27 protein-coding genes are annotated in these 24,987 nt (G+C 69.4%); 12 read left to right on the plus strand and 15 right to left on the minus strand.

Going from position 1 to position 24,987, the window contains the following annotated elements:
• The first annotated feature begins 8 nt into the window (after positions 1-8).
• The 5 genes from PSS76_RS07315 to yhjD are packed head-to-tail and all read left to right on the plus strand — an operon-like array spanning position 9 to position 3,834.
• A complete protein-coding gene (locus PSS76_RS07315) occupies positions 9-812 on the plus strand; it encodes an exodeoxyribonuclease III (RefSeq protein WP_175271423.1) in 804 nt (267 codons plus the stop codon).
• Positions 812-1,300, plus strand: coding sequence for a guanyl-specific ribonuclease (locus PSS76_RS07320; protein ID WP_005518558.1), 489 nt, complete (start codon positions 812-814; stop codon positions 1,298-1,300). The genes PSS76_RS07315 and PSS76_RS07320 overlap by 1 nt, the downstream gene beginning before the upstream one ends.
• Complete coding sequence (locus PSS76_RS07325) at positions 1,300-1,743, plus strand: barstar family protein (protein WP_064057774.1); 444 nt, start codon at positions 1,300-1,302, stop codon at positions 1,741-1,743. Before PSS76_RS07320 ends, PSS76_RS07325 begins: the two co-directional genes overlap by 1 nt.
• Positions 1,744-1,757: 14 nt before the next feature.
• Entirely contained in the window at positions 1,758-2,801 is a 1,044-nt protein-coding gene (trpS, locus tag PSS76_RS07330; protein ID WP_005518560.1) for a tryptophan--tRNA ligase, read from the plus strand.
• A gap of 7 nt (positions 2,802-2,808) precedes the next feature.
• A complete protein-coding gene (gene yhjD, locus PSS76_RS07335; RefSeq protein ID WP_013416808.1) occupies positions 2,809-3,834 on the plus strand; it encodes an inner membrane protein YhjD in 1,026 nt (341 codons plus the stop codon).
• Positions 3,835-3,840: 6 nt separating this feature from the next.
• Here the strand turns inward: yhjD and PSS76_RS07340 are convergent, their stop codons facing one another.
• The 5 genes from PSS76_RS07340 to sdhC all read right to left on the minus strand — a co-directional run bounded on the left by PSS76_RS07340 (position 3,841) and on the right by sdhC (position 8,681).
• Positions 3,841-5,175 carry a D-alanyl-D-alanine carboxypeptidase family protein gene (locus PSS76_RS07340; protein WP_337456078.1) on the minus strand — a complete coding sequence of 445 codons (1,335 nt, stop codon included), beginning with the start codon at positions 5,173-5,175 and terminating at the stop codon, positions 3,841-3,843.
• A gap of 113 nt (positions 5,176-5,288) precedes the next feature.
• Positions 5,289-6,065 (minus strand): succinate dehydrogenase iron-sulfur subunit, encoded by a 777-nt coding sequence (locus PSS76_RS07345; protein WP_005518563.1) that lies wholly within the window; start codon positions 6,063-6,065, stop codon positions 5,289-5,291.
• A complete protein-coding gene (gene sdhA / locus PSS76_RS07350; protein ID WP_005518565.1) occupies positions 6,065-7,816 on the minus strand; it encodes a succinate dehydrogenase flavoprotein subunit in 1,752 nt (583 codons plus the stop codon). The genes PSS76_RS07345 and sdhA overlap by 1 nt, the downstream gene beginning before the upstream one ends.
• Positions 7,817-7,831: 15 nt before the next feature.
• Entirely contained in the window at positions 7,832-8,275 is a 444-nt protein-coding gene (locus PSS76_RS07355; RefSeq protein ID WP_005518567.1) for a succinate dehydrogenase hydrophobic membrane anchor subunit, read from the minus strand.
• Position 8,276: 1 nt separating this feature from the next.
• Positions 8,277-8,681 (minus strand): succinate dehydrogenase, cytochrome b556 subunit, encoded by a 405-nt coding sequence (sdhC, locus tag PSS76_RS07360; RefSeq protein WP_005518569.1) that lies wholly within the window; start codon positions 8,679-8,681, stop codon positions 8,277-8,279.
• A gap of 589 nt (positions 8,682-9,270) precedes the next feature.
• Here sdhC and PSS76_RS07365 point away from each other — a divergent pair.
• Positions 9,271-10,359, plus strand: coding sequence for an adenosine deaminase (locus tag PSS76_RS07365; RefSeq protein WP_013416805.1), 1,089 nt, complete (start codon positions 9,271-9,273; stop codon positions 10,357-10,359).
• 14 nt (positions 10,360-10,373) lie between these two features.
• Here the strand turns inward: PSS76_RS07365 and PSS76_RS07370 are convergent, their stop codons facing one another.
• From PSS76_RS07370 to PSS76_RS07390, 5 genes are read right to left on the minus strand one after another with little or no spacing between them, the layout of a single operon-like run.
• Complete coding sequence (locus tag PSS76_RS07370) at positions 10,374-11,615, minus strand: SatS C-terminal domain-containing protein (RefSeq protein WP_084846254.1); 1,242 nt, start codon at positions 11,613-11,615, stop codon at positions 10,374-10,376.
• A gap of 47 nt (positions 11,616-11,662) precedes the next feature.
• On the minus strand, positions 11,663-11,968 hold the full coding sequence (locus tag PSS76_RS07375; RefSeq protein WP_205316258.1) for a YbaB/EbfC family nucleoid-associated protein: 306 nt from the start codon (positions 11,966-11,968) through the stop codon (positions 11,663-11,665).
• A complete protein-coding gene (locus PSS76_RS07380) occupies positions 11,965-12,318 on the minus strand; it encodes a hypothetical protein (protein WP_013416803.1) in 354 nt (117 codons plus the stop codon). The genes PSS76_RS07375 and PSS76_RS07380 overlap by 4 nt, the downstream gene beginning before the upstream one ends.
• A 26-nt stretch (positions 12,319-12,344) precedes the next feature.
• Positions 12,345-13,499, minus strand: a complete 1,155-nt coding sequence (locus PSS76_RS07385; RefSeq protein ID WP_337456079.1) for a bifunctional WXG100 family type VII secretion target/C40 family peptidase — start codon at positions 13,497-13,499, stop codon at positions 12,345-12,347.
• Entirely contained in the window at positions 13,496-13,840 is a 345-nt protein-coding gene (locus PSS76_RS07390; RefSeq protein ID WP_064057773.1) for a type VII secretion target, read from the minus strand. Before PSS76_RS07390 ends, PSS76_RS07385 begins: the two co-directional genes overlap by 4 nt.
• A 106-nt stretch (positions 13,841-13,946) precedes the next feature.
• Between PSS76_RS07390 and upp the strand changes: the two genes are divergently transcribed.
• Positions 13,947-14,570, plus strand: coding sequence for a uracil phosphoribosyltransferase (gene upp, locus PSS76_RS07395; RefSeq protein ID WP_013416800.1), 624 nt, complete (start codon positions 13,947-13,949; stop codon positions 14,568-14,570).
• Here upp and PSS76_RS07400 read toward each other — a convergent pair whose 3' ends face one another.
• The 4 genes from PSS76_RS07400 to PSS76_RS07415 all read right to left on the minus strand — a co-directional run bounded on the left by PSS76_RS07400 (position 14,571) and on the right by PSS76_RS07415 (position 18,287).
• On the minus strand, positions 14,571-15,257 hold the full coding sequence (locus PSS76_RS07400; protein WP_286461590.1) for a PepSY domain-containing protein: 687 nt from the start codon (positions 15,255-15,257) through the stop codon (positions 14,571-14,573).
• 86 nt (positions 15,258-15,343) lie between these two features.
• Complete coding sequence (locus PSS76_RS07405; protein ID WP_013416798.1) at positions 15,344-15,961, minus strand: PepSY domain-containing protein; 618 nt, start codon at positions 15,959-15,961, stop codon at positions 15,344-15,346.
• 47 nt (positions 15,962-16,008) lie between these two features.
• Positions 16,009-17,505, minus strand: a complete 1,497-nt coding sequence (locus PSS76_RS07410; protein ID WP_013416797.1) for a phospho-sugar mutase — start codon at positions 17,503-17,505, stop codon at positions 16,009-16,011.
• Positions 17,502-18,287: a purine-nucleoside phosphorylase gene (locus PSS76_RS07415; RefSeq protein WP_022597207.1), complete on the minus strand. Its 786-nt coding sequence runs from the start codon at positions 18,285-18,287 to the stop codon at positions 17,502-17,504. The genes PSS76_RS07410 and PSS76_RS07415 overlap by 4 nt, the downstream gene beginning before the upstream one ends.
• A 54-nt stretch (positions 18,288-18,341) precedes the next feature.
• Here PSS76_RS07415 and PSS76_RS07420 point away from each other — a divergent pair, with 54 nt between their 5' ends.
• The 3 genes from PSS76_RS07420 (at position 18,342) to PSS76_RS07430 (ending at position 21,395) form a co-directional block, all read left to right on the plus strand.
• A complete protein-coding gene (locus tag PSS76_RS07420) occupies positions 18,342-19,040 on the plus strand; it encodes an enoyl-CoA hydratase/isomerase family protein (protein ID WP_022597206.1) in 699 nt (232 codons plus the stop codon).
• 70 nt (positions 19,041-19,110) lie between these two features.
• Positions 19,111-20,247: a M20 family metallopeptidase gene (locus PSS76_RS07425; RefSeq protein WP_005518592.1), complete on the plus strand. Its 1,137-nt coding sequence runs from the start codon at positions 19,111-19,113 to the stop codon at positions 20,245-20,247.
• On the plus strand, positions 20,244-21,395 hold the full coding sequence (locus PSS76_RS07430; RefSeq protein WP_005518594.1) for a M20 family metallopeptidase: 1,152 nt from the start codon (positions 20,244-20,246) through the stop codon (positions 21,393-21,395). Before PSS76_RS07425 ends, PSS76_RS07430 begins: the two co-directional genes overlap by 4 nt.
• Before the next feature lie 7 nt (positions 21,396-21,402).
• On the opposite strand, the gene PSS76_RS07435 is transcribed toward PSS76_RS07430, so the two are convergent.
• Complete coding sequence (locus tag PSS76_RS07435) at positions 21,403-21,873, minus strand: gamma-glutamylcyclotransferase family protein (protein WP_005518595.1); 471 nt, start codon at positions 21,871-21,873, stop codon at positions 21,403-21,405.
• Between the two features lie 178 nt (positions 21,874-22,051).
• Here PSS76_RS07435 and PSS76_RS07440 point away from each other — a divergent pair, with 178 nt between their 5' ends.
• Both PSS76_RS07440 and PSS76_RS07445 read left to right on the plus strand, forming a co-directional pair.
• A complete protein-coding gene (locus tag PSS76_RS07440; RefSeq protein ID WP_005518596.1) occupies positions 22,052-23,458 on the plus strand; it encodes an NAD(P)H-quinone dehydrogenase in 1,407 nt (468 codons plus the stop codon).
• 195 nt (positions 23,459-23,653) lie between these two features.
• A complete protein-coding gene (locus PSS76_RS07445; protein WP_337456080.1) occupies positions 23,654-24,877 on the plus strand; it encodes an aminotransferase-like domain-containing protein in 1,224 nt (407 codons plus the stop codon).
• The last annotated feature ends 110 nt before the right edge of the window (positions 24,878-24,987 follow it).

Genomic DNA, 24,987 nt, shown 5'->3' on the forward strand with positions numbered 1-24,987 from the left:
TTCTCCGCGTGCCGCACATCATCACCACCGTCAACGTCAACGGCGTCCGCGCCGCCGCCCGCAAGGGCCTGATCGACTGGCTCGCCGGATCCCAGGCCGACGTCGTCTGCATGCAGGAGACGCGCGCATCCGACAAGCAACTGCACGAGACGCTGGCGCCGGCCCTCGACCAGGGCTGGCACGTCGCGTCGGCGGAACCGTCGGCGAAGGGCCGCAACGGTGTGGCGGTGCTGTCGCGGCGTCCTGCCGACGCCGTCCGCATCGGTTTCGGGGACGACGAGTTCGCGGATGCCGGACGCTACATCGAAGCCGACTTCGACGCGCTCACCGTCGGCAGCCTGTACCTGCCGACCGGGGAGGCGGAGACGCCCAAGCAGGAGCAGAAGGAACGCTTCATGGCGTCGTTCGCGGCGCACCTGTCGGCGAGCGCCGAGGCGGCAGTGGCGGCCGGACGCGACGTCCTGGTGTGCGGCGACTGGAACATCGCCCACACCGAACGGGACATCAAGAACTGGAAGGGCAACGTCAAGAAGTCGGGCTTCCTGCCCGGTGAGCGCGACTGGGTGGGCGCCCTGCTCGCCGGCGGCGCGTGGGTGGACGTCGTGCGCGAACTGCACCCGGACGTCGACGGCCCGTACTCGTGGTGGTCGTACCGCGGCAAGGCGTTCGACACCGACGCCGGTTGGCGTATCGACTACCACCTGACCACCCCCGGCCTGGCCGCGCGGGCGAAGGAAGCGCGCGTCGAGCGGGCCGCGACCTACGCCGAGCGCTGGTCCGACCATGCGCCCGTCACCGTGCAGTTCCGCTGATGGCTCCGCAGCGCAGGAGTCCGATCGTCGCGCTGCTCGTCGCCCTCGTCGGACTCGCGGTCGCGGTGTTCGTCGGCACCCAGAACGGCGGCGACGACAAGTCTCCGGTCGCGTCGTCGGTGCCCGTGTCGGCCACGAGCACCGCCCCCGCGGCCCCGAAGGCGCCGGCCACGACGTCCAGCACGACCACCTCGACTGTCCGGGAGGCGAGCGGTGTGCCCCAGGCCGCGTGGGCCACGCTCGCGGCCGTCGACGCCGGACGCTGGCCACCGGACGATGCCCCGGGCACCCAGGGCGGCCGGACGTTCGGTAACCACGAGGGCCGGTTGCCCGCGACCGACGGGGGCGGGAAGATCCGCTACCAGGAGTGGGACGTCAACCGGAAGGTGGACGGCCGGGGCCGCGACGCCGAGCGCATCGTGACCGGCAGCGACGGGTCCGCGTGGTACACCGACGATCACTACGAGACCTTCGCAAGGATGCGGTGATGGCCCCCACTCCGACGTTTCCGCGCGGACTGTCGCTGCTCGTCGCCGATGCACGCCGCACCGCGGGCATCGAGGAGGACCTGCGCGCGCTCCGGCCGGTCCGGCACGTGCGGGGCAGGCGGATGCCGACGGTCGCGGCGCTGTTCGACGAGTTCGCCGCGGCCCTGCAGTTCCCGTACTACTTCGGCCGCAACAAGGACGCGTTCGACGAGTGTCTCGGCGAACTCGCCGACACCGTCGGCGCCGACGCGGTGGTGCTGGTGCTCGACGCCGACAGCTTGCTGAACGAACAACCGACCGAACTGCCGTGGTTCGCGCAGGCGGTCGGTGCAACCGACGCGTCGCTCGTGTTGCAGGTGCGGCCCGGAGGCGCCGACGCCGTCGTCGATCGGTTCGCCGCGGTCGGCGTGCACCTCCCTCGCATCGCCGATCCCGGCGCGTGAAAGTATCGGGGATTATGTCGAGCACCGCAGAGAATCCCACGACCGCACCGACCGCGAAGCCCCGCGTCCTGTCCGGTATCCAGCCCACCGCCGACTCGTTCCACCTCGGCAATTTCCTCGGTGCGCTGCAGCAGTGGGTGCCTCTGCAGGACGACTTCGACGCCTTCTACTTCATCCCCGACCTGCACGCGATCACCGTGCCGCAGGACCCGAAGGAACTGCGTCAGCGCACCCTTCGGGCCGTCGCGCAGCTGCTCGCGCTCGGCATCGATCCCGAGCGGTCGACGCTGTTCGTGCAGAGCCAGGTTCCCGAGCACGCCGAGCTGGCCTGGGTCCTCAACTGCATCACCGGTTTCGGCGAGGCCAGCCGCATGACGCAGTTCAAGGACAAGTCGGCCAGGCAGGGCAGCGATCATGCCAGCGTCGGGCTGTTCACCTACCCCGTGCTGATGGCCGCCGACATCCTGCTCTACCGCCCGCAGCGCGTGCCGGTGGGTGAGGACCAGCGCCAGCACCTCGAACTCGCGCGTGACCTCGCCGGCCGGTTCAACACCCGCTTCGGCAAGACGTTCGTGATCCCCGAGCCGCAGATCATCAAGGGCACCGCGAAGATCTACGACCTGCAGGACCCGACGTCGAAGATGAGCAAGTCCGGCCCCACTCCGGCCGGCCTCGTCAACCTGCTCGACGACCCCAAGGTCTCGGCCAAGAAGATCAAGTCCGCCGTCACCGACAACGAGCGCGAGATTCGGTTCGATCCGCAGAACAAGCCCGGCGTGAGCAACCTGCTCACCATCCAGTCGGCACTGTCCGGCAAGAGCATCGACGACCTCGTCGCCGGCTACGAGGGCAAGGGGTACGGCGACCTCAAGGCGGACACCGCCGAGGTGCTCGGCGAGTTCGTCACGCCGCTGCGCGCGAAGGTCGACGGCTACCTCTCCGACCGCGCCGAACTGGACCGCATCCTCGCCTCCGGGGCCGATCGGGCCCGCGAGGTCGCTGCCCGGACACTCGGCCAGGTCTATGAGAAGGTGGGATTCCTGACGACCAGGAGGTAATCCGTACATGGCCGATGCCGCGCCCAGCTTTCTCGACAGGCAGCGTGCGGCGCGGCCGTGGCTCGATCACCTGGTCCGAGCGGGCGGTCGCTACCAGCAGCAGAAGGGCGACTACTACGCCGCCGGGATCACGTACTTCACGATCCTCGCGATCGTTCCGATCCTCATGGTCGCGTTCGCTGTCGCCGGTTTCGCGCTCGCGGGTAACCCGGAGTGGGTCGACGAGATCCAGGACCAGGTCAGCAACAACATGCCTGGCGGTCTGGGCGAGACCGTCAACGGGCTGATCGATTCGGCGATCTCCGCGCGCACCAGCGTGGGGGTGTTCGGTCTCCTCGGCGCCGCGTACGCCGGCATCGGCTGGATCACCAACCTGCGGGACGCTCTGACGGCGATGTGGGAGCACACCCACGAGGCCGGCAACTTCGTGATCACGAAACTCAAGGACTTCGGGGCGCTCCTCGGCCTGGGTGGGGCGATGCTCGTGACGTTCGGACTGTCGGCGCTCAGTAACGGACCGGTCGCTCGTCAGGTGGTCGAGTGGCTCGGCGTGGAGCACGTGACCGGCGTGGGCGTCCTGCTCCGGATCACGTCGCTGGCGATCAGCGTGCTCGCCACCTGGGCGCTGCTGTCCTGGGTGATCGCGCGGATGCCGCGCGAAGCGGTGACCCTGCGCAGCGCCGGACGCGCTGCGTTCGCAGCGGCGATCGTCTTCGAGATCTTCCGTCAGGTCGGGGCCATCTATCTCGAGGCAGTGAGCCAGGGGCCCGCGGGTGCGGCCTTCGGGCCGATCATCGGTCTCCTCGTATTCGCGAACCTCAGCGCGCGCCTCATCCTGTTCGCCACCGCGTGGGCCGCCACCGCCCGGGAGAATCTCGCGAATGCGTACGTCCCGCCGCCCGACTCCGCCGTCATCCGGCCTCGCGTCGAGGTACGGGAAGGGGCGTCGGCGAAGGAAGCGCTCGCTCTCACCGGCGCCGGTGCACTCGCGGCGATCGGGTTGGCGGGCCTGTGGCGGCGACGGGGCGACTGAGCCTCGTCAGCGCCGGCGGCGGCGGGTGAGTGCCCGAGCCCAGCCCAGCAGACCCAGGACGATGCCCGACCCGACGATGCCGATCGCGACGCGTCCGGCGACCTCCTTGTTCGGCAGGTCCGAACCCGACGCCAGATCCATGCCCCCCGGACCGTGTGTTTCGGGCCCGGCGACCTGGACGGCCGGCTCGTCCGCGCCCTTCGGATCCACCAGGACGCCCACGGAGACGGCGGGGTCGAGCGCCCAGCCGTAGTCGAGCAGCCGACCGACCTGCTCCCACGGCCGGATCGGCAGCACGTCGGCGGCCATCAGTGTGACGGCGAGGCGGCGGCCGTCCCGCTCGGCGCCGCCGACGAACGTCTGCCTGGCGTCGTCGGTGTAGCCGGTCTTGCCGCCGAGGGCGCCCGGGTAGTTGGCGAGCAACTGGTTGTCGTTGAAGATCGGGTACGGATCGACCGGCTTGTCGTCGGGCTTGGTGGGGTCGGCGGGATGACCGGGGAACATCACGGTGTCCGTCGTGATCAGCCCGGCGAACGTCGGGTTCTGCATGGCCGCGCGGAAGAACAGCGCCAGGTCGTACGGCGACGTCGACATGCCCGGTCCGTCGAGACCGGAGACGGACGCCGTCCGGGTGTCCGACGCGCCCAGGGACGCCGCTTTGGCGTTCATCGTGGCGACGGTGGCCTGCTCGCCGCCGAGCTGCTGTGCGAGCGCCTGGGCGGCGTCGTTGCCCGACCGCATCACGAGCCCCTGCATCAGCTGCAGGTTGCTGTACGTGCCGCCGGCGCCCAGGCCGACCGAACTGCCCTCCATGGACGCGGCCTCGGGGCTCGCCACGATCGTGGTGTCGAGATCGAGTTCGTCGAGCGCCACCAGCGCTAGCAGCACCTTGATGGTGCTGGCGGGCCGGTAACGCCCGTGCGGGTCCTTCGCGGCGAGCACCTGACCGGTGTCGAGGTCGGACAGAACCCAGCCCGTCGCCGAGATCTCGGCGGGAAGTGGTGGGGTGCCGGGGGCGGTGACCACACCGCAGTTGCCGAGTGCCGCACCGCCGACCGGCTCGTCCGGCACCGGGACGGGGGCCGGTGCGGTCTCACCGGGGCGCGGTACCTCAGACAGGTCGATCGCGGGCGGCGGCGACAGGCGGTGCGGGCACGCATCGGTGTTCGGTGTGCTGAACGGGGGAGTGGTGGTGGGCGCGACGGCCTGATCCGCAGCCAGGGGCGACTGCCCGGCGAGTGGCACAGCCGCGGCGGGAGCGCCCCCGGCACCGAGGACGAGTGCGGAGGCAGTGGCGGTCAGGAGGATTCGCCGTCGCGCGGACTTCGGGTGAGCAGCCATAACGAAATTCCAGGGTAGGCCCTGAAACGCATTCTGCGCACTCGGCGCCGCCCCGACCAGGTCGGGAGCAGCGCCGAGTGCGCAAAACGGTGGTGCTGATTCCTACGAACGCGTCACTTGCGGGCGAACAGCAGCGCGCGCTTGACTTCCTGGATCGCCTTCGTCACCTGGATGCCACGGGGGCACGCGTCGGTGCAGTTGAAGGTCGTGCGGCAGCGCCACACGCCGTCCTTGTCGTTCAGGATGTCGAGACGTTCGGCGGCGCCCTCGTCACGGCTGTCGAAGATGAAGCGGTGTGCGTTCACGATCGCGGCCGGGCCGAAGTAGCTGCCGTCGCTCCAGTACACCGGGCACGACGTGGTGCAGCACGCGCACAGGATGCACTTGGTGGTGTCGTCGAACCGGGCGCGGTCCGCCTGCGACTGGATGCGCTCGCGGGTCGGCTCGTTGCCGGTCGTGATGAGGAACGGCTTCACGGCGCGGAACGCGTCGAAGAAGGGCTCCATGTCGACCAGCAGATCCTTCTCGACCGGCAGACCCTTGATGGGCTCGACGGTGATCGTGATCGGCTTGCCGTCCTTGGGCAGCATGTCGCGCATCAGGACCTTGCAGGCCAGACGGTTGACACCGTTGATGCGCATCGCGTCCGAACCGCAGACGCCGTGCGCGCAGGAGCGACGGAACGTCAGCGTGCCGTCCAGGTAGCCCTTCACGTACAGCAGCAGGTTCAGCAGACGGTCGGTCGGCAGGGTGGGGACCTGGAAGCTCTCCCAGCGCTGGCCCTCGCCGTCCTCCGGGTTGAACCGGGCGATCTTGAGGGTGACCATGACCGCGCCCTCGGGGACGGGCGGCAGCGCGGTTGCGTCCTTGTCCATGACAGGTGCGGACATCAGTACTTACGCTCCATCGGCTCGTAGCGGGTCTGGACAACCGGCTTGTAGTCCAGACGGATCGGGGAGATGAGCTCCGATCCTTCCTTGTACGCCATCGTGTGCTGCATGTACTCGGCATCGTTGCGATCCGGGTAGTCCTCGCGGGCGTGGCCGCCACGCGATTCCTTGCGGTTGAGGGCACCGACGACCGTCACCTCGGCCATCTCGAGCAGGAAGCCCAGCTCGACGGCCTCGAGCAGGTCGCTGTTGTAGCGCTTGCCCTTGTCCTGGACCGTGATGTGGTTGTAGCGCTCCTTGAGGGCGTGGATGTCCTTGAGCGCCTGCGTCAGGGTCTCCTCGGTACGGAACACCGACGCGTTGTTGTCCATCGACTGCTGCAGCTCGGTGCGGATGTCCGCGACGCGCTCGTGGCCGTGGTCGGACAGGATGACCTCGAGCCACTTCTCGACGTTCGCGGCCGGGTTCTCGGGCAGCTCGACGAAGTCGGACTTCTCGGCGTGCTCCGCGGCGGCGATGCCGGCGCGGCGACCGAAGACGTTGATGTCCAGCAGCGAGTTGGTGCCGAGACGGTTTGCACCGTGCACCGAGACACACGCGCACTCGCCGGCGGCGTACAGGCCGGGAACGTGGTCCTCGTTGTTGCGCAGCACCTCACCGTTGATCTTGGTGGGGATGCCGCCCATCACGTAGTGGCAGGTCGGGTAGACGGGCACGAGCTCGGTGACCGGGTCGACGCCGAGGTAGGTGCGCGCGAACTCGGTGATGTCGGGGAGCTTCTCCTCGAGCACGTCCTCGCCGAGGTGCGTGACGTCGATGTAGACGTAGTCCTTGTTCGGACCGGCACCGCGACCCTCGAGCACCTCGAGCACCATCGAGCGGGCGACGATGTCGCGCGGCGCGAGGTCCTTGATGGTGGGGGCGTAGCGCTCCATGAAGCGCTCGCCGTCGACGTTGCGGAGGATGCCGCCCTCGCCGCGGACGGCCTCGGAGATGAGGATGCCCAGGCCGGCCAGTCCCGTCGGATGGAACTGGTGGAACTCCATGTCCTCGAGCGGCAGGCCCTTGCGGAAGATGATGCCCATGCCGTCACCGGTGAGGGTGTGCGCGTTGGACGTCGTCTTGTACATGCGACCCGAGCCACCCGTGGCGAAGACGATCGACTTCGCATGGAAGACGTGGATCTCGCCGGTGGCGAGCTCGTAGGCGATGACGCCGGTGGCGACGGGACCCTCGGGGGTCTCGGTCAGCGCGATGTCGAGCGCGTAGAACTCGTTGAAGAACTCGACGTCGTGCTTGACGCAGTTCTGGTAGAGCGTCTGCAGGATCATGTGACCGGTGCGGTCGGCGGCGTAGCATGCGCGGCGAACCGGGGCCTTACCGTGATCGCGGGTGTGACCACCGAAACGACGCTGGTCGATCTTGCCCTCGGGCGTGCGGTTGAACGGGAGACCCATCTTCTCCAGGTCCAGCACCGCGTCGATGGCTTCCTTGGCCATGATCTCGACCGCGTCCTGGTCGGCGAGGTAGTCGCCACCCTTGACGGTGTCGAAGGTGTGCCACTCCCAGTTGTCTTCCTCGACGTTCGCCAGGGCGGCGCACATGCCACCCTGGGCGGCACCGGTGTGGCTGCGAGTGGGGTACAGCTTGGTCAGGACCGCGGTGCGAGCGCGGGGCCCGGCCTCGATGGCTGCGCGCATGCCAGCGCCACCGGCGCCGACGATGACGACGTCATAACGATGTTCCTGCATGAAGTCTCTGCTCCCCTAGCTCGCCGAGATGTTGGGGTCGAAGGTGAAGATGACGTAGGTGCCCAGGCCCATGATCAGGATCATCGACACGACCAGGATCGTGTTGAGCCAGAACCGGGTGGAGTCCTTGCGCGAGTAGTCCGCGATGACCGTGCGCAGGCCGTTACCGCCGTGCAGCTGGGCGAGCCAGAGCATGGTGAGGTCCCAGAACTGCCAGAACGGGCTGGACCAGCGACCCGCGACGAACGCGAAGTTGATGCGGTGCACGCCGTCGTCGAGCATCAGCATGATGAACAGGTGACCCAGGACCAGGATGATGAGCGCCAGGCCCGAGAAACGCATGAACAGCCACGCGTAGAGCTCGAAGTTGTTCTTCGCCGGCTTGCGCGGCGAGCGGGGGTTGTCCAGGCTGGCGGGGCGATCGTACGCCTTGCCGAGAGACTTGGCTTCTGTCGTCATGTCAGTGCCCCGCAAACATGTTGTAGAAGATGCGTCCGGCACCCGGGATCATGACCACGAACCAGATCGCGATGATCACCCAGAGCATGACGCGCTGGTACTGGGGTCCCTTCGACCAGAAGTCGACGAGCATCACGCGCAGGCCGTTGAGTGCGTGGTACAGCACCATGGCGACGAGCGCGAGCTCCATGAGGCCGACAAGGGGGTTCTTGTAGGTCTCGATGACTCGGTCGTAGGTGTCCGGGTTGACGCGCACGAGTGCGGTGTCCAGGACATGGACGAAAAGGAAGAAGAATGTCGCTACGCCAGTGATCCGGTGTAGAACCCAAGACCACATGCCGGGGTCTCCCCGGTAAAGCGACCGGGTGCGCTCCTTGGCCGGAGCGGCTTCAGTCGTGCTGCTCATCGAGTGCTGTGCCTCCAACGTCTTTGGTGGGCGCGTCGAGCCTGCACAGCTTTTCGGGTGTCCAGCAGCTCGGGCTCGACGAGAACCTAAACCGACTTCTGTGAACTCTAAACCCAACCGAATCCGGGAACTAATTCCCTCTGTGGTTCGTACGGCCACGAAATTGCTTGTTAGGTTTGCCTTCCCATAGCGGGGTCGATGCCGGGTGTCGATTGTCTGCATGCATTCAGTGGTCGGTACGAGGTGGGGACTTAGTGCCCTGTTTCGGCGGAAACTGTTGCGCGACAATAGTGGTCGGTGTTTCGCGGTCGATCGCGTGCGTGGTGGGTCCACGCGCTACCCGGGATCTGGCCCTGAATCGATGGGTCTGCGTCCTGCGGATGCAATGTGCAAAATGTCTCACACGGTCTGCGGTGCGCCTTCCTGAATCTACTCGCCGGTAACCTCATTCCTCGTGGTTACAGCCGTCGTCTCGTGTGACGGGAGTGGTCGGCACCAACTCGAAACACCGGCTGCCGGCCATCACGCGTTCCGACACTCGGCATTCCGATGCCACCCGATCGACAGGTCCCGCGGCTACCGTCTAGCCATGACAGCGCCGTTGGATCTGGACTACCTCCGCAGCGCGCCCAAGGTGCTGCTGCACGATCACCTCGACGGCGGCCTCCGGCCGGGCACCGTCGCGGAACTCGCCGACGAATGCGGCTACACGGGGCTACCCGCCGAGACGCCGGACGGACTCGCCGCGTGGTTCCGGAACGCCGCCGACAGCGGTTCGCTCGAGCTCTACCTCGAGACCTTCGCGCACACTGTCGCGGTGATGCAGACCCCGGTCGGTCTGCGCCGGGTCGCGCGCGAGTGCGCGGAGGACCTGGCCGACGACGGCGTGGTCTACGCGGAGGTGCGGTTCGCGCCCGAACAGCATCTCGAGGGCGGACTGAGCCTCGACGACGTCGTCGAGCACGTCCTCGAAGGGTTCCGGGAGGGCGAGGAGAACGCCCGGGCCGACGGGCGTGAGATCCGGGTCGGCTGCCTGCTCACTGCGATGCGGCATGCTGCGCGCTCGCGCGAGATCGCAGAACTCGCGGTCCGTTTCCGCGACCGCGGTGTGGTCGGCTTCGACATCGCCGGTGCCGAGGCCGGATACCCGCCGAGCCGGCATCTCGACGCCTTCGAGTACATGCGTGCGTCCAACGCGCATTTCACGATCCACGCCGGCGAGGCGTTCGGGCTGCCGTCGATCCACGAGGCGATCGCGTTCTGCGGAACCGATCGGTTGGGGCACGGGGTGCGCATCACCGACGACATCGTGGTCGGACCCGACGGCGAGATCACCCTGGGCCTGCTCGCGAACTACGTGCGCGACAAGCGGATCCCGCTCGAGCTGTGCCCGAGCTCGAACGTGCAGACCGGTGCGGTCGCCAACCTCGAGGAGCATCCGTTCGACCTGCTCGCGCGCCTGCGGTTCCGGGTCACCGTCAACACCGACAACCGGCTGATGAGCGACACCACGATGAGCCGCGAGATGCTGGCGCTGGTCGACACGTTCGGCTACGGCTGGAGCGATCTCGAACGGTTCACCATCAACGCGATGAAGTCGGCGTTCATCCCCTTCGACCAACGGCTGGCGCTGATCGACGGGGTGATCAAGCCGGGTTACGCGGTGCTGATCGGCTGACCTGCCCGCCCGGCCTATTCGGGGCGCAGACGCGTCTCGAACTCGTTCTCCAGGGCACGCCACGCCTCGGCCTCGGCCTGGAACGGCGGGCTCGGGGTCATGCGACCGGGATCGGGCTCGAGAATGTACGACACGTACCAGCCGAGCGGGGTCGACGCGGCGAGCGCGGCATCGGTGGCGTCGTCCTTCGCGAAGTCGGCGGCGTCGGTGAACAACTCGACGGCCAACTCCAACTGGTCGGCGTCGACGGCGTCCGGGCCCTCGGCCAAGTCGTCCGCCAGCCCGGGAAGGACGTAGACGTTCTGGTCGGTGACCTCGATGTCGAGGGAGCCGTCGACCGCGGCGGTCTGCACCTGCTCGTACGTGCTCACCTGGGCCAGCGCGTGGTCGTGGTTGTCGGCCAGGTAGCGGGCCAGCGCGCGCTCCGACCCGAACACCGAGATCTTTCCGCCGCGGCCCAGGAACACCGCGTGCTCGTCGAGGTAGCAGCGCAGTGAGTAGTAGGTGGTCTCGGACGTGATGATCTGGATCGGGTCGATACCGACCTCGGTCCAGAACGTCTCCTCCTCGTCCTGCTCCTCGTCCTCGGAATCGGCGTCGTACTCCTCCAGGTCCTCGTCGGCCTCGGCGTCGTCGTCGGCGTCGACCACGTTCTCCTCCGCCGCGAGGATCTCGGCCTCGGCGATCGCCAGGGCCTGCGCGTCGACCACCGGGGTCGAGACGATCGAGTCCACCGCATCGATCACCGCGTCCCAGCCCCGGGCGATCGCGGTGCCGATGCGGTCCCACAGCTCCTCGCCCTCGCGGCCGGCGAACACGTCCTGGCCGCCACGCAGGTAGTTCAGCTCGGAGTGGTTGGCGAAGAACTTCAGGACCGGCTCGAGCTCGCAGACCTCACCGAGGTTGCGCACCATGTCGAGGGTGCTGCGGAGTTCGGCGACGGTCAGCGGTTCGGGATCACCGGCCGCGAGTTCCGGGACCCCGACGAGGTCGTAGCCGTGGTCGTCGTCCGGCTCGAGTTCGGGAGCCGCGAGCCGCGAGACGGTCGCCCACGACGGGTGATCGACGAGATCGTTGTCGCCGTTCGTCCGGATGAACGCGGCGAGCTCCGCGACCGTGGGAAACCCGTACAGGTCTTCCTCGTGGCCGAGGAAGGCCTCCCACTCGTCGTCGCCCTCGCGCCAGCTCGGGGCCCACAGGGTGACGAGGTCGCCTCGGGTGAGACCGAGTTCGATCGGGACGATGTCTCCAGCCATGGCCGGAAGCCTAGCCAGCCGCGCGGCAAAGATATAGCTGGACGCCGTCAACGCGCGTCGAACGTGTCGAACAGTTCCGACGTGATGCGATTGCGCTCCTCGGTTGCAGCCGCGGCGGCGAGGTGCGCGGTGTGCGCAATGGTCCGCGCGAGGACCGCCGCGTCGAGGTTCTGCAGGGAATCGCTGAGCCACAACCCGGTCGGGCTGCCGTTGCCGTCGACCTCCACTCGCACGCGTCCGTCTTCGCTCGCGGCTTCCGCCCGAACGGCCTGGAGTGCGGACAACGCGCCGTCGAGAAGGTCCAGCTGCGCGCTCGCCCGTTCGACGACCGCATCCATCTCGCGCCCGCTCATGCCGGTCGCATCCAACTCGCCGGTGCGGCCTGGTTCTCGTCCTCGGCGCGCTGACTCGCCGCGACCTGGTCGCGGGTGGGCAGTCCGAGCCGATCGAGCACGTCGGCGGGCACGCCGTCGCGGGTCAATTGTTCGCGCCGCCGGGCCCCGGCCTCCCGGCCCGCCTCGCGGCACAGCCGCAGGATCTCGGCGGCCAGGCGTTCGCCGCCGTAGCGCAGTTCGCCCCTGTCGATGCGGATGTCGAGCGGAAGCCCCGTCTCGGTGGCCCGGACCGCAACGGTACGCGCGCGGTTGACAGCGGTCGCCGAGGACGCCGGCGACGCCGGTGGGGGCGGAAACGGTTCGGTCATGTCACTCCGATCGTGGGACGGGATGCTCATTCGGTGGGCCGGTAGAAGCCGTGAAAGCCCATGCCGCTGTTGCTGGTTCGGATCGCGCTGACCGACACCGGATCGCCGGCCTCGACCATCTGGCCGTTGCCGATCACCATCGCGACGTGGCCGTCCCACACCGCGAGGTCGCCGGGCATGACGTTCTCCTGGGTGACCGGAACGCCGACGCTCTGTTCCTGGGCCAGCCGCGGCAATTCCACTCCGGCTTCGCGGTAAGCCCATTGGGTGAGGCCGCTGCAGTCCAGACCCTGTCCGGGCGTCGTGCCGCCCCATTGGTACGGCACACCCTGCTGGGTGAGGGCATTGCGCACCGCGTCGGCGGCCTCCTCGTTGGGGGCCACGGCGGTGGTGCCGTCGGGGAGCACGATCTCGACACCGCTCCCGCCGAAGCGGGGATCGTACGAAGTCGAGCCGCCGGCACTGCCGCTCTCGGTGGATGCCACGGCCGAACCGGAACCGTACGAGCCGGAGCCGTAGGCGACGGGTGCCGCGTCGCCGGCCGACGAGCCGAAGGATCCGACGGGCCCCGAGGAGGGACCCGCGAACGCCGACAGCACCCGCCCGGCCACATCGGCCTGCGGTGCCACGGGTGCCGCGGGAAGGGGCGCGGACGCGGCGACCGTGCGGGCGTCGTCCGGCACCGGGTCCGGGGCGGTGAGGTCCACGATCTTCGCGGTGTGCGCGGCCAACTCTCCGCGCACTCGCTCGACGACGGTCAGCGCACGCCCGAGGTGTTCTGTCGCGGCACCGATCAACATCATCTGCCCGGCCGGTGTCGCCAGTGCGGGAAGCGCCGAGGACGCGAGTGAGAGGAAGGACTGCAGGATCGCCGCGAGCTCGGCGTTGCCTGCCCGGACGCTCTCGGACGCAGCCTCGACGACGGTCGCGATCTCCCGGCCGCGATCCGACAGCTGCACGGATGCGGACTGTGTGGCCTCCGCTTTCGTGACCGCCGCGTCGGCGGCGACACCGGTCCAGGTGCCGCCGAGTTCGCTGATCCCGGTCCGCCCCACCGCATGGGCGGCGTCGATCGCTTCCGAGGCCGCCCGCAGCGATGCGGCGGGGGAGCCGGCCGGAAGGGCACCGGAACCGAACGCGGCGAGAAGGTCGACGACAGGGCGCGCGAGGACGTCGATCATGACAGCCCGGCGTCCGTCGCGACGAGGGCGCCTGCGCCCGTGTCGATGAGGGCGGCTGCGCCCGCGGCATCGGTCGCGTCGTACGCCGCGGCGGTGTTCGCGGCCGCTGCACTCATGGCCGACCAGGCCGACGACAGTCGCCGCACCTGGGCAACGTGAGCATCCTGAGCGGCCGTGAACGCGGCCACGAAGTCGCCCCCGACGACTCCGAAGACCGGTCCGAGCAGTGCCGGACCCGCCGCGCCCGCGGCTGCGCCCGCGGCCTCGGTCTGTGCGGCCAGAGCAGCGGCCGTCGCGCCGAACGTCGCGATACCTGCCGTCCGTGCCGAGAACTCACCCATGCAGTCCCCCCGTCGAGAAGATGTCCGTCGAAGAGTTGGACGCGGTGAGGCGCGGTTCGGTTCCCATCGAATTCGGCGGCGGAGGTCCCCACTATCCTGTGAACTCATGGAAACGTGCGTGGTCGATCATCCGCTGGCAGCTGCTCTTCTGACGACGATGCGGGACGAGCGCAGCGACAGCCCCACGTTCCGGTCCGCATTGCGCGAACTGACCCAGATGTTGATCTACGAAGCCATCCGCGACGCCCCGGTCGAGAAGTTCGACGTCAAGACGCCGGTGGCGGTGACGACGGGTTACCGGCTGGCGGCGCCGCCCCTGCTGGTCCCGGTCCTGCGAGCGGGCCTGGGCATGGTCGACCAGGCCAGCCTGGCCATCCCGCAGTCGCGGGTCGGTTTCGTCGGGATGGCCCGGGACGAGGAGACGCACCAGCCGGTGCCGTACCTCGAGTCGCTGCCGGCCGACCTTTCCGGCATCCCGGTGTACGTGCTCGATCCGATGCTCGCGACCGGCGGTTCGATGGTGCACACGATCGATCTGCTCGTCGCGCGTGGCGCCACCGACGTCACCGCGGTGTGTGTGGTCGCCGCACCGGAGGGCGTCGACGCCCTCGCGAACTCCGGCCACCCGGTCCGCCTGGTCACGGCCACCGTCGACGAGGGCCTCGACGAGAACGCCTTCATCGTGCCGGGACTCGGCGATGCGGGCGACCGCCAGTTCGGCCCCCGCTAGCTAGCGCGGGGCGTTCTGCAGGACGCGTCCGCTCACCGCGTCGACGTCCACGGCGCGCCGCGCTCCGGACGCGTCGACGACGTCGGCCTCCCACACGTACGTGCCGCCCTTCTCCACCACGAGTTGCAGGTCGGTGATCCGGCCGCCCGGGACCTCGGTCAGCACGACGCCCGTGGCGGCCGTGTAGTCGAGCTTGGCTACGTCGGTGCCCGGGGTGGGTTCCCCGGTCACCGAGGGGCCGGCGATGACGCGGTCACCGTCGGGGGAGATGCCGACCTCGACCGCGACGCCGTCGGCGTTGATCAGGTCGACGACCCAGCTGCCGTCGCTGTTCTCCTCGATGGACACCAGCGAGCTGCCGGGAACTGCCGCGAGCGCGGTGCGGCCGGCATGTTCGAAGACCTTGGCGTTCCAGCCGGGCGCGAGCGACGGGGCGCCAGTCGCGGCCGATGCCGATGTGGGGGATGTCGCCGTGTTCCCGGAAGCCCCCGAAGCCTCGGACGCCCCGGAAGCCCCCGAAGCCGACGTCGTCGAGGCCTTCGCGGAGGTGCTCGTCGCGGCAGCGGCGCTCGTGGTGGTTGCCGCGCCGCCGTCGTCGTTGCCGCAACCGACCAAGGCGACGAGTGCTGCGCCGACGACGGCAGCCGTTCGGACCCGGCCTGCGGCAGCGCCCTGGAAAACTCTCATATCGGCCGAACCTCTCAAATTGCCAACCATCGGTACCGGAACGTTGTACCAGAGATTGATCTGCCCGAGCGGGAGGTTCGCCGAGTTCAGCGTCCGGTCGTGTTCGCCAGGACCGTGCCGGTCGCGGCGTCGACGGTGACCTCGTGCTTGGTGCCGGACTCGTCGATCACGTCGGCCTCCCACACCGTGGTGCCGTTGGCGGAGTCGAGGTCGAGTTCGGTGACCGCGCCGCCGGGTACTTCGGTGAGCAGGACGGCAGTGGCCGCGTTGTAGTCGAGAGTCGCTGCCTGCACGCGGTCGCGGTGTTTCGCGCGGTCGGCTTCGTCCTCTTCCTCGATCCGGGGCGTCCCGAGGACCGTCGCGCCGTCGGCGGACACATCGACGTGGTGTTCGATCCCGTCGGGAGTGACGACCTGCGCCTCCCACGTCCGGTCGTGCTCGGCTTCGATCGAGACGAGGACACCCTCGGGTACCGCCGCCACGGCGGTCGCTCCGGCCCGAGCGAGGGCTTGTGTGCCCGGGGCGGCGTCGGGCGTGCCGGTGCCCGCGCCGGTCGTCGTGCCGGTGGTCGTACCGGTGGTCGAGGTGGGATCCTGCCAGCCGTCGTCGTTCCCGCCGCAACCGGCGAGAGCGACGAGCGCGGCCCCCGTGATCGCGAGGGTCGCCGTGCGCGTCCTCGACGTGGAACCGTTCTGTCGGAGCATCGTGTTCTCCGTTCCGTTGTCACCTTCGGGTGGGAGGTACTCGCGCTTCAGGATGTGCCGGGTCGATCTCCCGCCGCAAGGTGCGCCCGCACCGCCTCGGCCCGCGCCTGTGCGGCGACCCGGGCGGCGGCGAGGTGCGTGGTGGACGTAACGGGTTCGACGACCTCGAAGTAGGCCTTGAGTTTCGGCTCGGTGCCCGACGGCCGGACCGTGACGTGGAGCCCCGGGCCGGTCAAGGTCACCGCGTCGGTGCGGAGCGGACCGCGCGCCGCGGCGAGGTCCCTTGCCGTGACGCCGATTCCGGCGAGCTCCGCCGGCGGGTACTCGCGCAGTCGGGCCATCGCCCGGCCGATCTCGTCGAGGTCGTCGAACCGGCGCGAGACCTGGCCGGTGACGTGGACGCCGAAGCGCGCGGCAAGGTCGTCGAGGGCACCGCCGAGAGTGCGCCCGTCCGCCGCGAGGTCGGCGGCCAGGTCCGCGATCAGCACGGCCGCGGAGATGCCGTCCTTGTCGCGCACGACCTGCGGGTCGACGCAGTGCCCGACGGCCTCCTCGTACGCGTAGACCAGGCCCTCGCCGGCGCGCACGAGCCACTTGAACCCGGTGAGGGTGTGGGCGGAACGAAATCCGCGGGCCTCGGCGATCCGGCCGAGCAGCGTCGACGAGACGATCGTCGTCGCGACCAGTGCGTCCCCGGAGGCGTGCGCAAGGATCCGATCGCCGAGCAGCGCGCCGGTCTCGTCACCGGTGAGCATCCGCCAGCCGTCCGGACCGGGCACACCGACCGCGCAGCGGTCGGCGTCGGGGTCGAGTGCGATCGCGACGTCGGCGTCGACGGACGCCGCGAGCGCGAGCAGTTCTTCCGTGGCGCCGCGTTCCTCGGGGTTCGGGAACGTGACGGTGGGAAAGTCTGGATCGGGTGCGAATTGCCCTGCCACGGTGTGGATGTCGGTGAACCCCGCCGCGTGCAGGGCGGCCACCGCGATCTCGCCGCCGACACCGTGCAGCGGTGTGAGTGCGATCCGGATGTCCCGCCTGTCGCCGAACGGCAGTGACGCGACTCGCTCGAGATAGGCGGTGACCAGCGCGTCGTCCACCGGCGTGACCGGGGCACGGCCGACCCGTTCGACGTTCGCGATCGCGTCCTCGATCTCGCGGTCGGCCGGGGCCGCGAGCGGTGCCCCGCCGTGGACGTACACCTTGTATCCGTTGTCGGCGGGCGGATTGTGCGATGCGGTGATCTGCACGCCGGCTGCCGCGCCGAGTCGGCGTACCGCGAACGCCACCAGGGGAGTGGGCAGTGGCCGCGGCAGCAGCACCACGTCGAAGTCCTCCGCCGCGAGCACTTCGGCCGCGGCCGCCGCGAACTCCTCCGACCCGTGCCGGGCGTCCCGGCCGACGACCACGATGCCGCCGCCGAGGCACTGGCCGCGTAGCCAGGCCGCGAGCCCCGCCGTGGTGCGCTCGACGACCCCGACGTTCATGCAGTCCGGTCCGTCGCCGACCGGTCCGCGTAGGCCGGCGGTCCCGAAGCGGAGCGTCACAGCCGCGCCAGCAGGTCGCGCAGCAGTCCGCCCATGCGCCCGGCGGACGCCTGCCCAGCGGCCAGGACCTCGGCGTGGTCGAGAGGTTCTCCGGTGATGCCGGCGGCGAGGTTGGTCACGAGGGAGATGCCGAGGACCTCCGCGCCGAGCGCGCGGGCCGCGATGGTCTCGTGCACGGTCGACATCCCCACCAGGTCGGCACCCAGGATGCGGAGCATGCGGATCTCCGCGGGCGTCTCGTAGTGCGGGCCGGGCAGTCCCGCGTACACGCCCTCGGCCAGGGTCGGGTCGATCTCGCGGGCGAGGGTCCGCAACCGGGGGCTGTAGGAGTCGACGAGGTTCACGAACTGGGCCCCGACGAGCGGTGACCTTGCGGTGAGGTTGAGGTGGTCGCTGATGAGGACGGGCTGCCCGACGCTCATCCCCTCGCGGATCCCGCCCGCGGCGTTGGTGAGCACGACGGTGTCGGCGCCGGCGGCGATCGCGGTGCGGACCGGATGCACGACGCGCGTGAGGTCGTGCCCTTCGTAGGCGTGCGCGCGACCGAGAAGTACGAGAACCGGCGTGTCACCGACACGGATCGAAAGCACCGTGCCGGCGTGTCCCGAGGCGGACGGTGTGGCGAAACCCGGAAGGTCCGCCATCGGGACCGTGGCGACCGGCTCGCCCAGCGAGTCGGCTGCGGCCCGCCATCCCGATCCGAGAACGACCGCGGCGCGGTGCTTCGCGATCCCGGTACGTTCGGCGAGAACGTCGGCGGCCTGCTGCTCGAGTGTGCCCATGAAGGGACACAGTAGTGGCGGCACGCGATGTTACTCGCGGGTAGTATCGCGCCCATGCCATACCTGAATCGTCAAGGCGACGTCTTCGTCCTGTACCTCGGCAACGAGGGTGAGACGGACAACGAGAATCGGTTCCACCCCGACTGGATCGACGCGACGCACGCGTTGCTGGACGAGGTCGAGGCGCACGAGGGGCCCGCCGCGCTGGTCACCACGGCGACCGGAAAGTTCTACACGAACGGCCTCGACACCGACTGGATCTTCGGCAACCTCGACAAGCTGCCCGGGTATCTCGATCGGGTGCACACGGTCTTCTCCCGGCTGCTGACCTTCCCGATGGCGACGATCGCGGCCGTGCAGGGTCACGCCTTCGGTGCCGGCGCGATGCTCGCGGTGTCGCAGGATTTCCGCGTCATGCGCAGCGACCGCGGCTACTACTGCCTGCCCGAGGTCAATCTGAACATGCCGTTCACGGTGGGGATGTCGTCGCTCCTCACGTCCCGGTTGACGCGGCAGACGGCCGTCGAGGCGATGACGACGGGACGCCGCTACGGCGGGGCCGACGCGCTGGCGGCGGGCATCGTCGACGACGCCGTCGAGGGCGATCTGGTGCTCGGTGCTGCCGTCGCGCGGGCGTCGGCACTCGTCTCCACGCGCGGGGCGAATCTCTCCGGGATCAAGCGCGGCATCCACCGCGAAACGCTCGAAGCCCTCGGCACCGCGACCGACGAGAGCAACTTCAAGTTCGGTTGACGAGGGCCCGGCCCGCAGGAGTGAGAGACTGGACGCTGTGAGGTCAGGATCCCCTGCAGTATCGGAGACGGTGTCGGCCGCGCGATCGGATCTGATCGCGCTGTCGCACTCCATCCACGACGAACCGGAATTGGCGTTCGAGGAGGTCCGCAGCGCCGCCAAGCTGGTCGACTTCCTGCGCGGTCACGACTTCGACGTGCGCACCGGAATCGCCGACCTGCCCACGGCGTTCGAGGCGACTGTCGGCAGCGGCGATCTGGTGATCGGGCTGCTCGCCGAGTACGACGCGCTCCCGGAGATCGGTCATGCGTGCGGGCACAACGTCATTGCGGCATCCGCGGTCGGCGCCGCCCTCGCGCTGGCGCCGGTCGCGGATGCGCTGGGAATCACCGTGCGGGTCATCGGGACACCGGCCGAGGAGACCGGCGGCGGCAAGGTGCTGATGCTCGAGCGCGGTGTCTTCGACGATGTCGCGGCGGCGTTGATGGTGCATCCCGGACCCTTCGACATCGTGGGTGCGACGTCGCTCGCGCTCGCCGACCTCGCGATCACGTTCGCGGGCAGGGAGGCGCACGCGTCGGCCGCACCGGAATTCGGCCGCAACGCAGCCGATGCCGTCACCGTCGCGCAGGTCGGTCTCGCGCTGCTCCGTCAGCACCTGTCGCCGGGGCAGCAACTGCACGGAATAGTCAGCGACGGCGGCGCGGCACCGAACATCGTGCCCGCCCACGCCGAGATGCTGTACTACCTGCGGGCGCGGACGGCGGACTCGCTCGAGGAGTTGACCGCCCGCGCCGAGGCGTGCTTCGCGGCCGGGGCGCTCGCGACGGGGTGCACACACGGGATCCGCACGGTCTCGCCGCCGTACAGCGAACTGCGGCCGGACCCGTGGCTGTCCGACGTGTACCGCGACGAGATCGTCGACCTCGGCCGGACTCCGCTGTCCGCCGAGTTGGAATCGTCTCGGCCGCTGGGCAGTACCGACATGGGCAACGTGACGCACGTGCTGCCCGGAATTCACCCGGTCGTGGGACTCGATTCCGGCGGCGCGGTGACGCATCAGCCGGCGTTCGCGGCGGCAGCGGTTAACGAGTCGGCCGACCAGGCCGTGGTCGACGGTGCGATCGCTCTGGCGCGCACGACGATTCGAGCCGCGCTCGACGAAGGTCAGCGAGCGCGCCTGCTGGAAGGAGTGGAACGTCGGTGAACGAGGACGTCGAGAAGTGGCTCGCCGAACACACGATGGACCTGTCGCGGTGGCGTCGGCACTTCCACGCCAATCCGGAACTGGCGCGGCACGAGTTCGCGACCACCGCGTTCGTTGCGAGCCAGTTGTCGTCGGCCGGGATGTCACCGCTGCTGCTGCCCGGAGGGACGGGCGTGATCTGCGACATCGGCCCCGGCGGAATGCGGATCGGGTTGCGCGGCGACATGGACGCGCTGCCGCTGCAGGAGGCGACGGGTGCGCCGTACTCGTCGACCGTGCCCGGCGTGGCGCACGCGTGCGGCCACGACGCCCACACCGCGATCCTGCTCGGGACAGCACTGGCATTGAACTCGTTGCCGCAGTTGCCGATCGGCGTGCGGTTCATCTTCCAGCCGGCCGAGGAGGTCATGCCGGGCGGTGCCATCGACGTCGTGGCCGCCGGCGGGATGCAGGGGGTCTCGCGGATTTTCGCACTGCACTGCGACCCGCGGCTCGAGGCGGGCAAGGTGGGCGTGCGGGTCGGTGCCATCACTTCCGCGGCGGACACCATCGAACTCGTCCTCGACTCGCCGGGCGGTCACACCTCCCGGCCGCACCTGACGACGGACCTGGTCTACGCGATCGGCACGGTCATCACCGGGCTGCCCGGGATGCTCAGCCGCCGCATCGATCCGCGTAGCGGCACGGTGATGGTGTGGGGCGCGGTCAGCGCCGGGCAGGCCCCCAACGCGATCCCCCGAAGTGGCATCCTCACCGGGACCGTCCGCACCGGAGACCACGACACGTGGGCGCTGCTCGAGCCGACGGTCAGGGAGATCGTCCACGGACTGCTCGCGCCGACCGGCGTGCGCTACGAGCTCAACTACCGGCGCGGGGTGCCGCCGGTGGTGAACGACGAGGTGTCGGCGCGGATGTTCGAGGACGCGGTGCGCGCGATCGGTCCCGACGCTCTCGCGGACACCCCGCAGTCGGGTGGCGGCGAGGACTTCTCCTGGTATCTGGAGGAGGCGCCGGGTGCGATGGCGCGGCTCGGCGTGTGGTCCGGGCACGGCCCTCAGTTGGACATCCACCAGCCCACGTTCGACCTCGACGAGCGGGCGTTGGTCACCGGGGTTCGGGTCCTGACGAACCTGGTGCTGCAGTCGTGACAGGCGGTCAGGGCGTGCCGGGGCCGACGTTACGGCTGTTGCGGGTGCGCAGGCTCCGGACGTACTCGGCCGGGGCGCCGGCGATCTCCGCGGCATCGGCCATCACGCCGAGATAGCGGGCCGAGGGCAGGCCGCCCTCGTAGGCGTCGAGCACGTACAGCCAGGCGAGAACGGGCCCGTCGGCGGTGTCGACGCGCAACCGGATCTTGCGATGGATGCCGAGTTCGGAACCCTCCCAGCGGTCCAGGCGCTCCTCGTCCTCGGTGGGGACGTCGTAGAGGACGACGAAGACCGCGGCATCCGGATCGTCCTGATCCTCGACGACCGTCGCGAGTGCGCCCTCCCAGCCGATGTCGCCGCCACTGAAGGTCAATCGCCAGCCTCGGAGCCACCCGGTGCCCGCCATCGGCGAATGCGGGCAGCGCTCGAGCATTTGTTCCGGGTGCATGTTGGACCCGTAGGCGGCATAGATCGGCACGGCGGCAAGCCTAATCCGTCGGCTCGGAACTCGGGAACCCGGAGAACCGTCCGGCGCACGATCCGATGTGCTCGGCGCTCGGGAGGGGCCCGTTGCCTGCGTGTTCCCGGTCACTGGAATAGCGTTGTACCCGGGCCAGGCTGGAGATCCCGGCCGTCGAGGCAAGCTTGGAGGACGAATGACCCGAATCGTGATCATCGGCGGCGGACCTGCCGGATACGAGGCGGCGCTGGTGGCAGCACAGCACGGCGCCGCGGTCTCCTTGATCGATTCGGACGGCATCGGTGGCGCGTGCGTCCTGTTCGACTGTGTTCCGTCGAAGACCTTCATCGCCTCGACCGGTATCCGCACCGACATGCGGCGGGCAACCGACCTGGGTATCTCCCTCGATCCCTCGAGCGCGACGATCTCGCTGCCCGAGATCAACTCCCGGGTCAAGAACCTCGCGCAGGTGCAGTCCTCCGACATTCGCGCGCGCCTGCAGAGCGTCGGCGTGCAGCTGCTCTCCGGTAAGGCCGAGCTGATCGACCGGCAGATCGGTATGGCGGCCCACCAGGTCCGCGCGACCCTCACCACCGGCGAGGAGAAGATCCTCGACGCGGACGTCGTGCTCATCGCGACCGGCGCGAGCCCCCGCGTGCTGCCCGGTGCCGTGCCGGACGGCGAGCGCATCCTCACGTGGCGTCACCTGTACGACCTCGAGGAGCTGCCGTCGCACCTGGTGGTCGTCGGTTCCGGTGTCACGGGCGCCGAGTTCGTGTCCGCGTACACCGAGATGGGGGTCAAGGTCACTCTCGTGTCGAGCCGTGACCGCGTCATGCCGCACGAGGACGCCGACGCCGCCCTGGTCCTCGAGGACGTGCTCGCCGAGCGCGGCGTGACCCTGGTCAAGCACGCCCGCGCCGACGCCGTCGAACGGACCGAGGACGGCGGGATCGTCGTCAAGCTGTCGGACGGTCGTACCGTGCACGGCAGTCACGCGCTGATGGCGGTGGGCTCGACGCCCAACACCGAGGGGCTGGGCCTCGAGAAGGTCGGCATAGAACTCGGCCAGGGTGGCTACCTGCGCGTCGACCGTGTCTCGCGGACCGCGGTCTCCGGCATCTACGCGGCCGGGGACTGCACGGGCCTGCTGCCGCTGGCCTCGGTGGCCGCGATGCAGGGTCGCATTGCGATGTACCACGCGCTGGGCGAGGGCGTGAGCCCGATCAAGCTCAAGACGGTGGCCTCCGCAGTCTTCACCCGTCCCGAGATCGCGAACGTCGGCGTCAGCCAGGCCGCGATCGACAACGGCGAAGTGCCCGCGCGCACCGTCATGCTGCCGCTCAACACGAATCCGCGGGCCAAGATGTCCGGTCTGCGCCGCGGTTTCGTGAAGATCTTCTGCCGCCCGGCCACCGGGGTGGTCATCGGCGGTGTCGTCGTCGCGGCCACCGCGTCGGAGCTGATCCTGCCGATCGCGATCGCGGTCCAGAACAACCTCACCGTCAACGACCTGGCGCAGACGTTCTCGGTGTACCCGTCGCTGTCCGGCTCGATCACCGAGGCGTCGCGGCAGCTGATGCGCCACGACGACTTGGACTGAGATGACGAGTCTCACGATTCGGGATTCAGTTTCCAAATAGTGGTTGCGCTGTGAAATGATGCGAGGGGCCGAGAACCATCGGCCCCTCGCATCGCTCTCCGCCCCGTGGATCCGGGACGACCTGGGTGTACCTGCCTTCGTCCTGCGCCGTCGCACGTACGACGGCGCGCCGTCCCACGCCACGGAGCCGCCTCCATGTCACTCGATCCGTCGTCTTTCGACTCGTCCCCACGTCTGTCCTCCCGGATGGCCGGTCTGCGCAGTTCCGCCATCCGGGATCTGCTGACCCTCACCGCGCGTCCGGAGGTGATCAGCCTGGCCGGCGGACTGCCCGCCACCGAACTCGTTCCGCGGGAGAGGATCGCCGAGGCCGCGCACCGCGCCCTCGCCGATCCGCGCTCGGTCCAGTACGGCGAGACGTCCGGCTGGGCGCCGCTGCGCGAGACCGTCGCGGCCCGGGAGGGCGTCAAGGTGGGGCGGTCGATCGACCCGGCCGAGGTCGTGGTCACGCACGGTTCGCAGCAGGCGCTCAGCCTGCTCGCGCAGGTGCTCCTCGATCCGGGTGACACCGTCGTCGTCGAAGAACCCGGCTACACCGGTGCGCTGCAGGTGTTCCGCACGGCACAGGCCGCCCTGGTGCCCGTCGCGCTCGACGCGGACGGCATGGATACCGCGGCACTCGAGCAGGCTCTGCGGGAGGGGTTGCGGCCCAAGCTCGTCCACACGGTGAGCAACTTCCACAACCCTCGCGGCGTCGTGCTGTCGGCGGAGCGGCGGGTCCACCTCGCGGCGCTCGCGGACGAGTACGGATTCTGGATCATCGAGGACGACCCGTACGGCGAACTGTGGTTCGATACGCCCGCGCCCGCCCCGGTCGCGGCGCACTCCGATCGGGTGATCCGGCTGTCGAGCGGATCGAAGACCCTCGCCCCGGCGCTGCGGATCGGCTGGCTGCACGGCGATCGCCGGGTGTGCGAGGCCGTCGAACTGCTCAAGCAGGGCGCGGACCTGTGCGGTTCGTCGCTCACACAGCAGATCGCGACGGAACTGCTCGGCGACGCCGCGTGGCTCGACGGGCATCTAGCCACCGTCCGTGCCGCGTACGCGGGGCGCGCGCACGCTCTCGTATCGTCCCTCGAAGCCGCTTTCGGGGAACGTATCTCGCACGCGGCGGTGCACGGGGGGATGTTCTGCTGGATCGAGTTCGCCGACGGCACGGACACCACGCGCCTGCTCGACACCGCCGTCGGGCACGATGTCGCGTTCGTGCCCGGCGGGGCGTTCGGCGTCGCGAGCGCCCACCCGCATGCGGCCCGGTTGTGTTTCGCGACCTACGACGGCGCGGTGCTGGCCGAGGGCGTCGACCGATTGCGGGCCGCCCACTCGGCGCATCGCTCGGGAACTGTGATCGGTGCCTGAAGAGTTTTGTACAAAACCTCGTGATCTGTACCAAATGGCTTTGTCGGTGATCGATCTTCTGCGCTCGAACCGCGGTGCTTCCGCCCGGCCGGACTGTCGGACCGCGCGCC

Source organism: Prescottella sp. D32 (assembly GCF_037287305.1).
Taxonomy (GTDB): Bacteria; Actinomycetota; Actinomycetes; order Mycobacteriales; family Mycobacteriaceae; genus Prescottella; species Prescottella equi.

Excerpts from the sequence above, each read along its gene's own strand:
- PSS76_RS07320 (WP_005518558.1), top strand. The coding sequence starts at position 812 with ATGGCTCCGCAGCGCAGGAGTCCGATCGTCGCGCTGCTCGTCGCCCTC.
- PSS76_RS07415 (WP_022597207.1), bottom strand. The coding sequence starts at position 18,287 with ATGGGCACACTCGAGCAGCAGGCCGCCGACGTTCTCGCCGAACGTACC.
- sdhA (WP_005518565.1), bottom strand. The coding sequence starts at position 7,816 with ATGCAGGAACATCGTTATGACGTCGTCATCGTCGGCGCCGGTGGCGCT.
- trpS (WP_005518560.1), top strand. The coding sequence starts at position 1,758 with ATGTCGAGCACCGCAGAGAATCCCACGACCGCACCGACCGCGAAGCCC.
- PSS76_RS07370 (WP_084846254.1), bottom strand. The coding sequence starts at position 11,615 with ATGGCTGGAGACATCGTCCCGATCGAACTCGGTCTCACCCGAGGCGAC.
- PSS76_RS07325 (WP_064057774.1), top strand. The coding sequence starts at position 1,300 with ATGGCCCCCACTCCGACGTTTCCGCGCGGACTGTCGCTGCTCGTCGCC.
- PSS76_RS07440 (WP_005518596.1), top strand. The coding sequence starts at position 22,052 with ATGACCCGAATCGTGATCATCGGCGGCGGACCTGCCGGATACGAGGCG.
- PSS76_RS07390 (WP_064057773.1), bottom strand. The coding sequence starts at position 13,840 with ATGGGTGAGTTCTCGGCACGGACGGCAGGTATCGCGACGTTCGGCGCG.
- PSS76_RS07340 (WP_337456078.1), bottom strand. The coding sequence starts at position 5,175 with ATGGCTGCTCACCCGAAGTCCGCGCGACGGCGAATCCTCCTGACCGCC.
- upp (WP_013416800.1), top strand. The coding sequence starts at position 13,947 with ATGGAAACGTGCGTGGTCGATCATCCGCTGGCAGCTGCTCTTCTGACG.
- PSS76_RS07385 (WP_337456079.1), bottom strand. The coding sequence starts at position 13,499 with ATGATCGACGTCCTCGCGCGCCCTGTCGTCGACCTTCTCGCCGCGTTC.
- sdhC (WP_005518569.1), bottom strand. The coding sequence starts at position 8,681 with ATGAGCAGCACGACTGAAGCCGCTCCGGCCAAGGAGCGCACCCGGTCG.
- PSS76_RS07445 (WP_337456080.1), top strand. The coding sequence starts at position 23,654 with ATGTCACTCGATCCGTCGTCTTTCGACTCGTCCCCACGTCTGTCCTCC.
- PSS76_RS07365 (WP_013416805.1), top strand. The coding sequence starts at position 9,271 with ATGACAGCGCCGTTGGATCTGGACTACCTCCGCAGCGCGCCCAAGGTG.
- PSS76_RS07420 (WP_022597206.1), top strand. The coding sequence starts at position 18,342 with ATGCCATACCTGAATCGTCAAGGCGACGTCTTCGTCCTGTACCTCGGC.
- PSS76_RS07405 (WP_013416798.1), bottom strand. The coding sequence starts at position 15,961 with ATGCTCCGACAGAACGGTTCCACGTCGAGGACGCGCACGGCGACCCTC.
- PSS76_RS07375 (WP_205316258.1), bottom strand. The coding sequence starts at position 11,968 with ATGAGCGGGCGCGAGATGGATGCGGTCGTCGAACGGGCGAGCGCGCAG.
- PSS76_RS07380 (WP_013416803.1), bottom strand. The coding sequence starts at position 12,318 with ATGACCGAACCGTTTCCGCCCCCACCGGCGTCGCCGGCGTCCTCGGCG.
- PSS76_RS07345 (WP_005518563.1), bottom strand. The coding sequence starts at position 6,065 with ATGTCCGCACCTGTCATGGACAAGGACGCAACCGCGCTGCCGCCCGTC.
- PSS76_RS07400 (WP_286461590.1), bottom strand. The coding sequence starts at position 15,257 with ATGAGAGTTTTCCAGGGCGCTGCCGCAGGCCGGGTCCGAACGGCTGCC.
- yhjD (WP_013416808.1), top strand. The coding sequence starts at position 2,809 with ATGGCCGATGCCGCGCCCAGCTTTCTCGACAGGCAGCGTGCGGCGCGG.
- PSS76_RS07355 (WP_005518567.1), bottom strand. The coding sequence starts at position 8,275 with ATGACGACAGAAGCCAAGTCTCTCGGCAAGGCGTACGATCGCCCCGCC.